The sequence below is a fragment of the Streptomyces sp. TLI_185 genome (assembly GCF_003814765.1).
Classification (GTDB): domain Bacteria; phylum Actinomycetota; class Actinomycetes; order Streptomycetales; family Streptomycetaceae; genus Streptomyces.
In genome coordinates, this window is the sequence record NZ_RKRB01000001.1 from 3434102 (window position 1) to 3447315 (window position 13214).

The window sequence follows — 13214 nt, forward strand, 5'->3', positions numbered from 1 at the left end:
CGCTTGGTCAGAGCGAATTCGAGGCTACCAGCGAGATCATCTACGTACAACGGTAAACTTTGCAAAGACTGCGATCACAGCAACGGCTCGATGATCTTCGCAAGCCGTGCTTCCGTCACCGCTCCCATCCGCACCGCCGCCACCTTCCCGGACGAGTCGACGACGATCGTGAACGGCAGCCCCTGTGTGGTCACCACGCCCCGCGGCAGCCTCAGGAGCTGCTTGCCCGAGGGGTCGTGCAGGGAGGGGTAGTCCAGCCGGTACTGCTTCTGGAAGGCGAGACCGGCACCGCGGCCGGCGTCGTTGTCGAGACCCAGGATGCGCAGCCCGCGGGCGCCGTACTTCTTCTGGACCTTCTTGAGCTCGGGCGCCTCCGCCCGGCAGGGGCCGCAGTACGAGGCCCATGCGTTGATCAGGACGACCTTGCCCCGGTAGTCGGACAGGCTGACCGTGCCACCCTCCAGGGAGGGCCCGGAAAGGTCCGGAACAGCGGGACGCTCGCCCTCCTTCCAGGTCCTGATCAGCGGATCCCCGGGACTGGCGTCACTGATCGGCGCCGGGGACGAGCAGCCGGCGAGGACCGCCGCACAGGCCGCCGCCACCACGCACATGTGTCGAGTCTTCGTCATCGGCCGGCCAGTCCCCCGTGCAGTTCGTCCGTCCCCGCTTCGCTGAGGACGACCTCCAGGCTCCCCGACCGCCAGACGCACAGCACCCATGCGGCGGGCAGCTGGAGCGTGTACAGCGCGACGATCGCCATGACGAACGCCCAGTCCGCCGGCGCGACCTCGCCTTCGGCCCACGCCCAGACCCCCGAGCAGAACAGCAGCGCTGCCAGGTAGACGGACCCGTCGACCAGCGTCACGCGCCAGCGCGGCAGGGGCGCCAGCAGACGCCTGGCCAGCACCAGGGAGACGGTCGCGGCGCAAACGAAGACCGCGTGCCACGGGTTCTTCCACCAGAAATCGGCCCAGCCCCCGACGCTGCCGCCGGGAGCGGCCTGCCAGGCCAGGTCCACACCGGCTCCGACCAGCCAGGACAGGACAACGACGGTGAGCGCGTACGAAACAGCGCCCCGCCAAGTGACAGTCACGTCACTCCCCCTTTCACCGGCGGGCCCCAACTGCGGCCCGCCACACGATCATTGTGCTCCCCGGCCCTGCGGGGCCCGGCTCCGGGGGCAGCGGCCAACTGTCCTAACGTTCTGTCCATGCCGTCGATACGTCCACGCCCGGCCCGACTCACCCTGGCCGCGGGCGCATCCGTCCTCGCCGCCGGCGCCGCCCTCGCCGCCTACGGCTTCGCCCACACCGACGCCGACGCCGGCATACGCCCCGCCAGGTTCTCCGGCGCACCGCACTGCCACCGCATCGCCGACAGCGCCCCGGCGTCCCTCGGCGGCCTGTCCCGCCGCGACAGCAGCCTTCCCGGAATCGCCGTCTGGGGCGACCGGGACATCGTGCTGCGCTGCGGCGTCATACCGCCGGGAGTCACCGGTGACCCGTGTTTCGCGGTCGACGGCGTGGACTGGGTCATGGACCTGGCACAGTCAACCGACACCAGAAAGGTGATCGTCACCTACGGCCGCAACCCGGCGACCCAGGTCGTCTTCGACGGCTCGAGCCGGACCGACGCGGCCCTGATCGACCTCTCCCGGACCGTCGCCTCCGTCAAGCAGACGTCCCACTGCATCAAGCGCGACTGACCTTCCGGCCCGCTGCAGGCCCTGCTTGCCCGCTACGGGTTCTCCCAGGCCGCCGGCTCCGCCGCGAGGTCCCGTACCGGCTCCGGCAGGGCGTCCGCCGCGATGTCCGCGATGGTGACGCCCTCCAGGATGCGGCGGACGTTGGCCCGCAGCGCGATCCACAGCGGCAGCAGCGGCTGCGCGGACCCCGTGTACTCCAGGCCCGTGGGCCGCTCCCCGCGCACGGACACGATCGGGCCGTCGACCGCCCGGATCACATCCGCGACCGTGATCGTCGGGGCCTCGCGGGCCAGCCGGTAGCCGCCGCCTCCCCCGCGCCGGCTGTCGACGATGCCGCTGCGCCGCAGATCCCCGAGGATCCCCTCCAGGAACTTGTGCGGGATCTCCTGCGTGGCCGCGATGGCCTCCGCCTTCACCGGCCCGTCGTCCCCCCGCACCGCGAGCTCGAGAACCGCCCGTACCGCGTAATCCGCCCGTGCCGAGATCCTCATACGACCATTGTGCTGGGTGCGGCGTACACAATGTCCTCAGCGATCTCGGCAAAGCCGCCGGTTCGACCGCGCCCCGAAAGGGGCGCGGGCCGGTATCGATATGCGGCTCCGCCGCGGGGCGCGACCAGCCACGACGCATCCGCAGAAGACAGACGGCACATCGCGGCACATCCCGCGTAGCGCCACGCGCCGCCGACCGGACGGCCCGACGGGAGGCTCCCTTGGGGCTCAGCAGACGTACCTTCAACGCCCTCGCCGGCACCACGGCCCTCGGCCTGGCGTTGGGCGGCAGCGGGGCAATGACCTGCGCCTACGCCGCCCAGACCGCCCCGACGGGCCCGCCGCCCGGCACACCGGGCGCGGACGGGCGGCAGCACACGATCGGCTTCGACCGCTACTCGCTGATCGTCGACGGCAGACGGCTGGTCGTCTGGTCCGGCGAGATGCACCCCTTCCGACTGCCGAGCCCGTCCCTGTGGCGCGACATCCTGCAGAAGATGCGCGCCCACGGCTACAACACGGTCAGCATCTATGTGTCGTGGAACTACCACTCCCCCGCTCCGGGGCACTACGACTTCACCGGCATCCGCGACCTGGACCTGTTCCTGCGGATGGCGAGCGAGACCGGCCTGTACGTCATCCTGCGCCCCGGCCCCTACATCAACGCCGAGATCGACGGCGGCGGCTTCCCCGGCTGGCTGACGGCCACCGAGGGCCGGGCCCGGACCGCCGACCCGGCCTACCTGTCGTACGTCGACGAGTGGCTGACCCGGGTGAACGCCATCGTCGCCCGCCACCTGTACACCAGGGGCGGCGGGACGGTCCTGCTCTACCAGATCGAGAACGAGTACGACGCGTACGTCAACGAGCCGACCGGCCGTGACTACATGGCCCACCTGTACCGGAAGGTCCGGTCCGACGGCATCGACGTACCGCTCTTCCACAACGACAAGGGCAGGAACGGGTACTGGATCCCCGGCTCCTTCGACACGGGCGGCGAGAAGGGCCGCTGGCTGTACGGCTTCGACGGCTATCCGTCGCCGACCCTCGCCCCGCCCGACTGGGGACACTTCGGGGCCGGCGGGGTCAAGGGCGGCGCGACCGCCAGCCCCCAAACCCCTGGCTTCGTACCGGAGTTCGGGGGTGGCTGGTTCGATCCGTGGGGCGGCGCCTGGTTCGAGGGGAAGGGGTACGCGGAGTCGCGGCGGCTGCGGGACGCGGCGTACGAGCGGCGCTTCTACCTCACCAACCTCGCCAACGGCATCACCCTGCACAGCGTCTACATGACCTTCGGCGGCACCTCGTGGGGCTGGCTGCCCGCGCCGGTCGTCTACACGTCGTACGACTACGGGGCGGCCATCGACGAGGGCCGGCAGCCGACCGCCAAGCTGATCCCGATGCACCAGTTCGGGCATCTGCTGCGGCACTTCCCCGACTTCGCCAAACTGGACCGCGCGGCGGACGTCGAGGCGGACGCGGCGGCGGACGGGCTGAAGGTGTACCACCTGGCCAACCCCGACACCGGCGCCCACGTCTACGTCCTGCGCAACGACGGCGAGGCGCCGGTCGCCACCGAACTTCCGCTGCACGGCGCCGAACTCCCCGTCCCCGTGGCCGTCCCGGCGCAGGACGCGCGGCTGCTGGCCGCCGGGATCAGGCTGGGCCGCCGGAAGCTGCGCTACTCCAACGCCCAGCCCATGCTGGCCCTCACCGCCGGACGACAGCAGATCGCCGTGCTCACCGGGCGGTCGGGAGAGGAGACGGTGACCGCACTGGAGTGCGCGAGCCGGCCGACGGTCACCGTGCTGGAAGGCGAGGCCGAGCATGCGTACGCGGACGGACTGCTGCACGTCGAGTCCCAGCTGGACGGTCTCACCCAGGTGTTGGTGAGCGACGGCGGAACCTCCACCCCTCTCCTCCTGCTCCTCGCCGACGACGAGACCTCCGTACGACTGTGGCCGCACGACACCCCGTCCGGCCCGGTTCTCGTGTACGGGCCCGCCCTGCTGCGGACCGCGGCCGTCGACGGAACGGCGGTCCGGCTGACCGGGGACACCGTCGAAGCGGCGGACCTGGAGGTGTGGGGACCACGCGGCATCCAAGAACTCACCTGGAACGGCAGGGAGTTGAAGGCCCACACGACCTCCTCCGGCAGCCTGCGCGGCGCGCAGCCGCTGGCCGGTGTCGGGGCGGTCGCACTGCCCGCGCTCGGCAGCGGCTGGCTGCGGAAGACGGAGAACCCCGAGTCGGCGCCCGGCTTCGACGACTCGTCCTGGACGCCCGCCGACAAGACGACCACGCACAGCACCACACCGGTCCCCGCCGGACAGCCGGTCCTCTTCGCCGACGACTACTCCTTCCACTACGGCGACGTCTGGTACCGCGGGCGCTTCACCGACGCCACCGGCGCCGAGTCCGTGTCGCTGGCCTACAGCACGGGCACGCAGGGGCTGCTGATGGCATGGCTGGACGGGCGGCCGCTGGGCACGCACCGGATGCCGGTGCCGGACAACAAGACGGTCAGGAAGGGGAGTTGGGCGGCCACGGCCGTCTTCTCCGTACCGGAGGCGCTGCGCACGGACGAGCCGCACGTGCTGTCGGTCCTCGTCCGCCGTATGCAGCACGACCAGGACGGCAAGGCCCAGGACACGCACAAGGTGGCGCGCGGGCTGACGGCGGTCACCTTCGCGGGGGCGGCCCCGCAGGTGAGCTGGCGGCTGCAGGGCGAGGCGGCACCGGACCCCGTGCGCGGGCCGCAGAACAACGGCGGGCTGTACGGGGAGCGCAACGGCTGGCATCTGCCCGGGTACGGCGACGGTGGCTGGGAGCCGGTGCAGCTGCCGCGGGCGGACCGGCGGCAGGGGGTGACCTGGTACCGGACGTCCTTCCGGCTCGCGGTCGACGCCGGCACCGACGCCTCCGTCGGGCTGGTCCTCGACGACGACCCGGCCCGCGCCTACCGCGTCCAGATCTTCCTGAACGGCTGGAACATGGGCCAGTACATCAACGACGTGGGGCCACAGCACACCTTCGCGCTCCCGAACGGGATCCTGCGCACGCGTGGCTCCAACACCCTCGCCCTGGCCGTCCTGTCCGACGGGACCACACCGTCGGGACCGTCGGACGTACGGCTGACGCTGCTGGGCGCGGCGGCCGGAGGAGTACCGGTGGAACCGGTGGCCTCCCCCGGCCGGTCGGCCGGCTAGGCGAGCCTGATCACGTTCCAGGACAGCGGTTCGAGTGCGGCGGTGAGGGTGCCGTCCCGCAGGGCGGTGCCCTCGACCGTGTGCGGGGCGACCCGCTCGGGGTCGTCGAGGGTGTTGCGGGCGTCCGGGTCGGCGTCGGCGAGGGCGCTGTGCTCGACGACCTCCGTCAGGTCCAGGCCGTTCAGGGCCACTTCGAGGGGCAGCGCCTCGGTGCGGCTGCGGTTGACGGCGAAGACGGTGACGGTGCCGTCCTCCGCGCGCACGGCGGTGGCGTGCAGGAGGTCCGTCTCGCCGTACTTCTTCGTCTCGTACGTCGGTGAGTCGACCCGGACGTCGAGGACCTGGCCGCGGCCGTACTGCGAGGCCTGCGCGAAGGGGAAGAAGGTGGTCTGGCGCCAGGCCGGGCCGCCGGGTTCGGTCATGATCGGGGCGATCACGTTGACGAGCTGGGCGAGACAGGCGACGGTGACGCGGTCCGCGTGCCGGAGCAGCGCGATGAGGAGGGAGCCGAAGACGACGGCGTCCAGGACGCTGTAGTTGTCCTCAAGGAGGCGGGGGGCCTCCGCCCAGTCCCGCGCACCGGAGTTCTCGATCTCGTGCCACTCCGAGATGTACCAGACGTTCCACTCGTCGAAGGAGAGGTTGATCTTCTTCTTCGACTTCAGCTTCGCGCCGATGTGGTCGGCGGTGGCGACCACGTTCTCTATGAAGGACTCCATGTCGACGGCGGAGGCCAGGAAGGAGTCGACGTCACCGTCCTCGGGCTGGTAGTAGGCGTGCAGGGAGATGTAGTCGACGAGGTCGTACGTCTCCTCCAGGACCGTCGCCTCCCAGGAGGCGAAGGTCGGCATGGACTGGCTGGACGAGCCGCAGGCGACGAGTTCGACCGCCGGGTCCATCTGGCGCATCGCGCGGGCGGTCTCGGCGGCGGTCCGGCCGTACTCCTGGGCGGTCTTGTGACCGGTCTGCCAGGGGCCGTCCATCTCGTTGCCCAGGCACCAGAGCTTGATGCCGAAGGGGTCCTTGTCGCCGTGCGCGGCACGGAGGTCGGACAGGGCCGTGCCGGCGGGGTGGTTGGCGTACTCCTGGAGTTCGAGGGCCTCGGCGACGCCCCGGGTGCCGAGGTTGAGGGCCATCATGGGCTCGGCCTGGGGGCCGATCTTCTTCAGGAAGGCGATGTACTCGGAGAGGCCGAAGCGGTTCGACTCCGTCGAGCGCCAAGCGAGGTCGAGACGGCGAGGTCGGTCTTGAGCGGACCCTACCGAGTCCTCCCACTTGTAGCCCGAGACGAAGTTGCCTCCGGGGTAGCGGATGGCGGTGACGCCCAGTTCGCGGACCAGGTCCAGAACGTCGGTACGGAGGCCGGCCTCGTCTGCCGTGGGGTGCCCTGGCTCGAAGATGCCCGTGTAGACGCAGCGACCGAGGTGCTCTACGAAGGAGCCGAAGAGACGGGGGTTGACTTCGCCGATGGTGAAGGCGGGGTCCAGGGTGAAGCGGGCGGTGCTCATGGGGTCCTTTCGGTGCGTTTCTCGGTGCGGGTGCGTGGGGGCTGGTCGCGCAGTTCCCCGCGCCCCTTAGGTGACCTTGGGCCAGCCGTCTCTTGTCCAGCTGAGGCGGTTGAGCCCCAGCTCGGGGGTGCCGTTGTCGTTAGCGTCGTAGTAGTGGTACGCCAGCCAGTCCTTGCCGTGATCACGGAAGACTGATTCTCCGCCTGGGCCGATATAGCGGCCGTGGCCGGCCAGCAGCAGATCGCCGCCGCCCTCCAGCATCGGTTTGCCTGTGCTGTCGGCGTACGGGCCGGTCACCTGCGTCGAGCGGCCCACTCTGATCTTGTACGTGGAGTTCACACCCTGACAGCAGGCGTCGTACGACGCGAAGAGGTAGTAGTAGCGGCCGTGCTTGACGATGTACGCGCCCTCGACGGCGTACGGGGCGTCCGGGCGGGTCGCCAGGTGCTGGACCGTGGCTCCCTCGACTGCTTTGCCGGTCTTGGGGTTCAGTTCGACCATGCGAATGCCGGTCCAGTAGGAGCCGAAGGCCATCCACAGTCTGCCGTGCGCCCTCACGATCGCCGGATCGATGGCGTTCCAGGTGTCCGTGGTCTCGGAGGTGAACGCCTTGCCATGGTCGGTCCAGGTGCCGGGGAGGCCGGACGGGGAGGTGGCGACTCCGATCGCGGAGTGGTTGGTGCCCCAGGAGGAGACCGCGTAGTAGAGCCAGTAGTGGCCGTCACGGCGGGAGATGTCCGGGGCCCAGGGGTCGCCGGTGTTGTTGTACTCGTACCACCAGCTCGGCGGCTCGGCGAAGGCGTTGCCCGCGTCGTCCCAGTGGCGCAGGTCCTTCGACAGGCGGGCGCCGATGATGCCGCCCGTCGAATAGGCCGCGTAGCCGCCGGACTTGAGGCGGATGACGGTCGGGTCGTGGATGATCTGCTGGCCGGTGAGGGGGAGCGGGTCGGGGTAACTCTCCGCTGCCTGCGCCGTGTTGGGGAGGACGGCCAGGAGGGCCGCAACCAGGGCCGTCAGTGCTCTGTGTGCTCTCACTGTCCCGCCAATCCCGTGTGTGCGACGCCCGCCACGATCTGGCGCTGGAAGAAGACGAAGACGACGATCAGCGGCAGGCCCGCCATGAGGCCGCCGGCCATGAGCTGGGCCCACTGGATGCCGTAGGAGTTCATGACGGTCGCGATGCCGTTCGGCATGGTCATCAGGTCGGGGTTGTTGGTCACCATGTAGGGCCAGAGGAAGTTGTTCCAGGACGCGATGAAGGTGAAGATGCCCACCGCCGCGAGCGAGGGGCGGGCGAGCGGGACGACGATGGTGAAGAAGACGCGCCAGCGGCCGGCGCCGTCGATGAAGGCCGCTTCCTCCAGTTCGCGCGGGATGCCCTGGAAGAACTTGTAGAGGATGTAGACCATCGCGGCGGGCGCGCACTGGGGCAGGATCATGCCCCAGTAGGTGTCGACCATCCCCATCTGCTGGACCGTGGTGAACAGGGGGACGCCGAGGACGGCGGGGGAGATCATCAGACCCGACATCACGATGCCCATGAGGACGCCCTTGCCGCGGAACTCGGTGCGGGCGAAGCCGTATCCGGCGAGGGCGCTCACCACCAGCACGACGGTCGTCACACAGACCGAGACGACCAGCGAGTTGACGAACCAGTTGGTGATGTTGCCGGTGGACCAGAGGGCCTTCCACGCCTGGGCCGTCCAGACCTTCGGCAGCCAGTGCGGCGGGATCTCGGCGGCCTCGGCCTCGGACTTGAGCGAGGTGAACAGGGCTGCCGCGATCGGCGCCACGAACACGGCGGAGACGGCGACACCGAGCAGCGTGAGGACGATCTGGCCGGGCGTCCAGGGCTTGCGGGACCTGGGGCGTACGGCCGTCGCGGTGCGTACGTTCGTCGCGGTGCGTACGGTCGGCTCGGCTGTGGTCATCGGCCGCTCTCCTCACGGTTGCGCAGCAGCCACATCCGCGCCAGGGCGACGACTGCGATGATCACGAAGAAGATGACGGACATCGCGGAGGCGTAGCCCACGCGGTAGCTGGTGAAGCCCTGTTCGAGGGTGTACTGGACGAAGGAGCGGGTGCTGAGCTCCGGTCCGGGGCCGAAGTCCATCATCACGACGGCCTGGTCGAAGAGCTGGAGCGAGGCGAGGACCTGGAGCGCGATCACCAGGCCGGTGATGTTGCGGAGCATCGGCAGCGTGATGTGGACCATGCGGTGCCAGGCGTTCGCGCCGTCCAGCTTGGCGGCCTCGTAGAGGTGGTCGGGGATGCCCTGGAGGGCCGCGAGGTAGAGCAGGAAGGAGAAGCCGACCGTCCACCACAGGGTCTCGATGACGATGGCGAGCATGGCGTACGACTTGTCGGTCAGCCAGGGCGTGTCGATCCCGAGGGTGTGGTTGAACATGCCGATGCCCTGGGTGAACAGCCACTGGAAAAGGTTGCCCGCGACGGTCGACGGCAGCAGGAACGGCACGAAGAAGCACAGCCGCCACAGCCACTTTCCGCGCTCGATGTTGTGCGCGAGCATCGCGAGCAGGAAGGCGAGGACCGTGATGCAGGGCACGACGAGCAGGGTGAAGTAGGCGCTGTGGCCGAGCGCGTCCCACATCAGCTGGTCGTGCAGGGCCTCGCGGTAGTTGTCCAGGCCGATGAAGCTCGCGCCCTCACCGGAGATGTTGGCGTCGGTGAGGCTGAGGTAGATGCCGCGCAGCAGCGGCCAGATCACGAAGAGCACGAAGAGCGCCAGGAACGGGGCGATGAACCAGCCCCCGTGCTGGAAGCCCTGCTTGCGGCGTACGGTCGCGGTCGCGGTGGCGGTCCTGGCGCGCGCGGGCGCCAGGACGGTCTGAGCGCTGGTCGTCATGCGACCGCACCTCCCTGCGCGGCGGTCCTGCCGTCCATCGGGTTCTTCGAGGCGAGAAGCCTGGCGAGCTCTTTCTTCATGCGCTGTGCGACGGCGGCCGGCCCCGCGGAGCCCATCGTCGAGGAGACGACCATCGGGCCGAGGTCCTGGGCGAGGACGCCGGTGGAGCCCGCGAACCACACCTTCGGCTCGGTGGCCTGGTGGTTCATGGCGCTCACGTACTCGTTCTGCGGGGTGAGCTTCTTGTACGCGGCCGTGGAGAGCGTCGGCCGGTAGGCGGGGATGTGGCCGCCGGCCGCCCACTGCTGGGCGTGCCGGACGACGTAGGCGGCCAGCTCGTGCGCGGCCTCGTTGGTGGCGCCGCCGCGGCCCGACTGGTGCGGCAGCACGAAGGAGTGCGACTCGGCGTGGGTTGCCTGCCTGCCGAAGACGGGCGGCAGCGGGGTCGCGCCGTAGTCCAGCTTTGCGCCGGAGAAGACCGGCACGGACCAGTTGCCCTCCCAGGTGAAGGGCGCGCCGTTGATGAACTGTTCGCCGGTCGGGGCGCCCGGGATGACGTAGCCGTCGGTGACGTGCTTGCGGAGGAACTCCAGGACCTGGGTGGCCTTGTCGGCGTCGAAGAGGACCTGGGTGCGGGCGTCGTTGAACCACTGGCCGCCGAGCTGGGTGTAGAAGGCGACGAAGAACCACCACTGGAAGTTCTGGTCGTTGGTCCACAGACCGATGGTCTGCAGGCCCTTCTTCTGGACCTTTTTGGCCTTCTTCAGGACGTCGAACCACTCGTCGGTGGAGGTGACCGGGATCATCAGGCCGTCGTCGCCGAGCAGGCCGGCCTTCTTCAGCACGTCCCTGCGGTAGAAGCAGAGCTGGACGTGGATGTCGAGCGGCAGGGCGTAGAGCTTGCCGTCGATGACACCGCGGTTCCACAGGGCGGGGTTGTAGTCCTCCTGCCGTACGCCGTACTTGGCGAGCAGGCCGGTGTCCCAGGGGTCGAGGAGGCGGCCGGGCGAGAAGCCGGGGACCCGGCCCATGTGCATGACACCGAGCTCGGGGGCCCGGTTGCCGGCGGCGGCCATGGCCAGTTTCGTGTAGAAGGGGTTGCCCCACTGGAGCGTGGAGTCCTTGACGGCGATGCCGGGGTGTTCTCTGCGGAAGGCGTCCAGCATCGCGATCATGTTGGCGCCGTCGCCGCCGCTGAAGAGGTTCCAGTAGCGCACCCGGGAGTCCGCGCCTGCGGCCAGTGCGTCCGCGCCGGTGCCGAGTGCGGCGAAGCCGAAGCTGCCCGCGACCGCCAGGCCGCCTGCCGTGGCCAGAAGTTGTCTGCGATTCAGTTCGGGTCGTCCCATGCCGTGCCCCCTGCCGTATCGCTCCACTTGTTCGATATTTCGAAATATGCTCGTAACTTCGAACGGGACCGTAGATAGGAAGCGCTTGCTAGTCAATGGGTTGGGCAGGACTTTCCGGCCAGGGAGGCCGTTCGTGGTTGAACGACGGCGTAGTCTCGGACGGCCTGTTGTACGGCTGCGAGAGGGGGAGGAATGCGGCTGCGGCGCTCGCGGAGGGTCTCCGGGATGCGGAAGCTGACGGACGGCCTCGGGGCGGCGATGCGGGCCAGACCCCGCCCGCCGGCCGATGCGCGGGAGCTGTGCCGGGCGCTGTGCGAGGAGATGGGCGTGCTGCGCGGCGGGCGGCCGGTGGAGCTGCGCTTCGAGCGGTTCCCCGACGAGCTCGAAGTCACCGGGCTGTGGGTGGAGTTCTCCGACTTCGATCTGGTGATCGTCGAGGAGCGGGCCGAGGCCGTGCAGCAACTGGTCATCCTCGGCCACGAGTTGTGGCATCTGCATGCCGGGCACAGCCATCACCATGTGGCGGGTGCGGCGCTGGCCGACCGCCGCAGGTGGACCGACGTGGCCTTGTCGGTGGCCGCGCGCGACGGATCCCGCGTCGCCGACGAGGCGGAGGCCGACGACTTCGGGCACCGGCTCGCGGCCGCCTTCCGGCCGCTGCTGTCCGGGCGGGACACCGACGCCCCGCTCGGCCGTGTCCAGCGGTCCCTCGGTTACCGCGGGCGCGGGGGAACGGGCCGGTGACGGCAGCCCTCGCCCGACTGGCGTGGTCCCCCGCGGGTTTCGTCAACGAGTTCTACCCGTCCTTCTGGTGGATCCCGGCCGGTGTGCTGACCGCCGCGCTGGCGATCAAGCTGCCGACCATCGTCCGCCTCTGGAGCGACCCGCTGCTGCGCGCCGTCGGCGGCGTACTCCTCATCGCCTGCGCGGTGTTCGTGTTCGTGGCGCCGTCGACGATCGCCCGGGTCAACCGGGTCACGGGCGTGCCGAACATCTCGGCGCCCTGGGTGTACTCGCTGCTGACGGCGTTCTGCGGCTCGTGTCTGCTGCTGATCATCGCGTGGCGCAACGGGCTGTCCGACCGCTCGGCGTCGACCGTGCGCGCCGTGCGCTGGGTGGTGGCGGGTTCCCTCGGGGTGATCGCCGCGCTGTGGGTGCTGTTCGCACTGGCGGACGCGCCCGTGGAGCGGCTCCGGGACCTGGACACGTACTACGCCAACACCCCGTACATGCGCGAGATGATCCTGCTGTATCTGCTCGCGCAGGCGGTGGCCACGGTGATCACCTCGGGGCTGATCTGGAACTGGGTGCGCACCGACGGGCTCGACGCGTGGCTGCGCTGGGGCCTGAAGTTCCTCGGCGTCGGCTACGCGACCCAACTCTCCTTCTACGCGGTCAAGTTGCCCGCCGTGGCGGCTCGCTGGACGGGCCACCACCTGGACTGGCTGAGCACCGCCGTGGCACCCCCGCTGGCCTGCCTCTCCGCCATCCTGATCGCGGTCGGCTTCATCCTGCCGCACGCGGGCCAGTACCTGGCCGAGCGGTGGCGGGTCCGCCTGGCCCACCGCCGGCTCCGCCCCCTGTACCTGCTGATGCGCACGGTCAACGGCAGCGGCGTCTCCTTCGTCCTGCGGGCCACACCGGAGCTGCGGCTGATCCGCCGGGAGACCTTCATCCGCGACGCCCTGCTCCCGCTGGCCCGCCACATCGACGAGGCGGGACGCAGACGGACGTACGAGGCGGCTCTCACCCTCGGCCACGCCCCCGCCCGAGCCAAGGCCCTCGCCGCCGCGGTGGCCATCCAGGACGCCGTCGAGTCCCGCCGCTGGTCGCTGGAGCCGGAAGGCCACCACGACCCGGACACCACGGACCTGCTCCGAGAGATCGGAACCGTCTCCAGCGCCCTCCGCCACCCCGAGGACCTGGAAGCGGTACGGGCACGGGCGGGGCGGGAGGGGGCGCGGGATCAGCGGGGGATTCGGCGGTAGGGGGCTGGTCGATCGGGCGAGCGGAGGGGCCGGGAGACCGGGCCGGAGCCGAGCGGGCCACGGCCCGGACAAGCAGAGCCGGGGCCGCACCCCGTGCAGGCGGC

Annotated in this window: 12 protein-coding genes; 4 read left to right on the plus strand and 8 right to left on the minus strand. The window is 70.1% G+C overall.

All coding sequences use genetic code 11. The features are described 5' to 3' along the window. Nucleotides 1-74: 74 nt before the first annotated feature. Nucleotides 75-629 carry a TlpA disulfide reductase family protein gene (locus EDD92_RS15700; RefSeq protein ID WP_123964894.1) on the minus strand — a complete coding sequence of 185 codons (555 nt, stop codon included), beginning with the start codon at nucleotides 627-629 and terminating at the stop codon, nucleotides 75-77. Continuing rightward, entirely contained in the window at nucleotides 626-1093 is a 468-nt protein-coding gene (locus EDD92_RS15705; RefSeq protein ID WP_123964895.1) for a hypothetical protein, read from the minus strand. Before EDD92_RS15705 ends, EDD92_RS15700 begins: the two co-directional genes overlap by 4 nt. Nucleotides 1094-1210: 117 nt before the next feature. Between EDD92_RS15705 and EDD92_RS15710 the strand changes: the two genes are divergently transcribed. Continuing rightward, a complete protein-coding gene (locus EDD92_RS15710) occupies nucleotides 1211-1705 on the plus strand; it encodes a DUF3515 family protein (protein ID WP_123964896.1) in 495 nt (164 codons plus the stop codon). A 32-nt stretch (nucleotides 1706-1737) separates the two neighbouring features. On the opposite strand, the gene EDD92_RS15715 is transcribed toward EDD92_RS15710, so the two are convergent. After that, nucleotides 1738-2196 (minus strand): Rrf2 family transcriptional regulator, encoded by a 459-nt coding sequence (locus tag EDD92_RS15715; protein WP_123964897.1) that lies wholly within the window; start codon nucleotides 2194-2196, stop codon nucleotides 1738-1740. A gap of 221 nt (nucleotides 2197-2417) precedes the next feature. Between EDD92_RS15715 and EDD92_RS15720 the strand changes: the two genes are divergently transcribed. Further along, on the plus strand, nucleotides 2418-5402 hold the full coding sequence (locus EDD92_RS15720; RefSeq protein WP_123964898.1) for a beta-galactosidase: 2985 nt from the start codon (nucleotides 2418-2420) through the stop codon (nucleotides 5400-5402). Here the strand turns inward: EDD92_RS15720 and EDD92_RS15725 are convergent. The 5 genes from EDD92_RS15725 to EDD92_RS15745 form a co-directional block, all read right to left on the minus strand. Next, nucleotides 5399-6910: an alpha-N-arabinofuranosidase gene (locus EDD92_RS15725; protein ID WP_123964899.1), complete on the minus strand. Its 1512-nt coding sequence runs from the start codon at nucleotides 6908-6910 to the stop codon at nucleotides 5399-5401. The two genes, EDD92_RS15720 and EDD92_RS15725, sit on opposite strands and share 4 nt — an antisense overlap. Before the next feature lie 66 nt (nucleotides 6911-6976). Beyond that, a complete protein-coding gene (locus tag EDD92_RS15730; RefSeq protein ID WP_123964900.1) occupies nucleotides 6977-7945 on the minus strand; it encodes an arabinan endo-1,5-alpha-L-arabinosidase in 969 nt (322 codons plus the stop codon). After that, a complete protein-coding gene (locus EDD92_RS15735; protein ID WP_260326539.1) occupies nucleotides 7942-8841 on the minus strand; it encodes a carbohydrate ABC transporter permease in 900 nt (299 codons plus the stop codon). The genes EDD92_RS15730 and EDD92_RS15735 overlap by 4 nt, the downstream gene beginning before the upstream one ends. Then, a complete protein-coding gene (locus EDD92_RS15740; protein ID WP_123964901.1) occupies nucleotides 8838-9776 on the minus strand; it encodes a carbohydrate ABC transporter permease in 939 nt (312 codons plus the stop codon). The genes EDD92_RS15735 and EDD92_RS15740 overlap by 4 nt, the downstream gene beginning before the upstream one ends. Beyond that, on the minus strand, nucleotides 9773-11122 hold the full coding sequence (locus EDD92_RS15745) for an extracellular solute-binding protein (protein WP_123964902.1): 1350 nt from the start codon (nucleotides 11120-11122) through the stop codon (nucleotides 9773-9775). The genes EDD92_RS15740 and EDD92_RS15745 overlap by 4 nt, the downstream gene beginning before the upstream one ends. 225 nt (nucleotides 11123-11347) lie before the next feature. Between EDD92_RS15745 and EDD92_RS15750 the strand changes: the two genes are divergently transcribed. Together EDD92_RS15750 and EDD92_RS15755 are read left to right on the plus strand one after the other, a co-directional pair. Next, on the plus strand, nucleotides 11348-11866 hold the full coding sequence (locus tag EDD92_RS15750) for a toxin-antitoxin system, toxin component family protein (protein ID WP_260326540.1): 519 nt from the start codon (nucleotides 11348-11350) through the stop codon (nucleotides 11864-11866). Beyond that, entirely contained in the window at nucleotides 11863-13110 is a 1248-nt protein-coding gene (locus tag EDD92_RS15755; RefSeq protein WP_123964904.1) for an MAB_1171c family putative transporter, read from the plus strand. Before EDD92_RS15750 ends, EDD92_RS15755 begins: the two co-directional genes overlap by 4 nt. The last annotated feature ends 104 nt before the right edge of the window (nucleotides 13111-13214 follow it).

Excerpts from the sequence above, each read along its gene's own strand:
- EDD92_RS15710 (WP_123964896.1), top strand. The coding sequence starts at position 1,211 with ATGCCGTCGATACGTCCACGCCCGGCCCGACTCACCCTGGCCGCGGGC.
- EDD92_RS15725 (WP_123964899.1), bottom strand. The coding sequence starts at position 6,910 with ATGAGCACCGCCCGCTTCACCCTGGACCCCGCCTTCACCATCGGCGAA.
- EDD92_RS15735 (WP_260326539.1), bottom strand. The coding sequence starts at position 8,841 with ATGACCACAGCCGAGCCGACCGTACGCACCGCGACGAACGTACGCACC.
- EDD92_RS15740 (WP_123964901.1), bottom strand. The coding sequence starts at position 9,776 with ATGACGACCAGCGCTCAGACCGTCCTGGCGCCCGCGCGCGCCAGGACC.
- EDD92_RS15700 (WP_123964894.1), bottom strand. The coding sequence starts at position 629 with ATGACGAAGACTCGACACATGTGCGTGGTGGCGGCGGCCTGTGCGGCG.
- EDD92_RS15715 (WP_123964897.1), bottom strand. The coding sequence starts at position 2,196 with ATGAGGATCTCGGCACGGGCGGATTACGCGGTACGGGCGGTTCTCGAG.
- EDD92_RS15745 (WP_123964902.1), bottom strand. The coding sequence starts at position 11,122 with ATGGGACGACCCGAACTGAATCGCAGACAACTTCTGGCCACGGCAGGC.
- EDD92_RS15750 (WP_260326540.1), top strand. The coding sequence starts at position 11,348 with ATGCGGAAGCTGACGGACGGCCTCGGGGCGGCGATGCGGGCCAGACCC.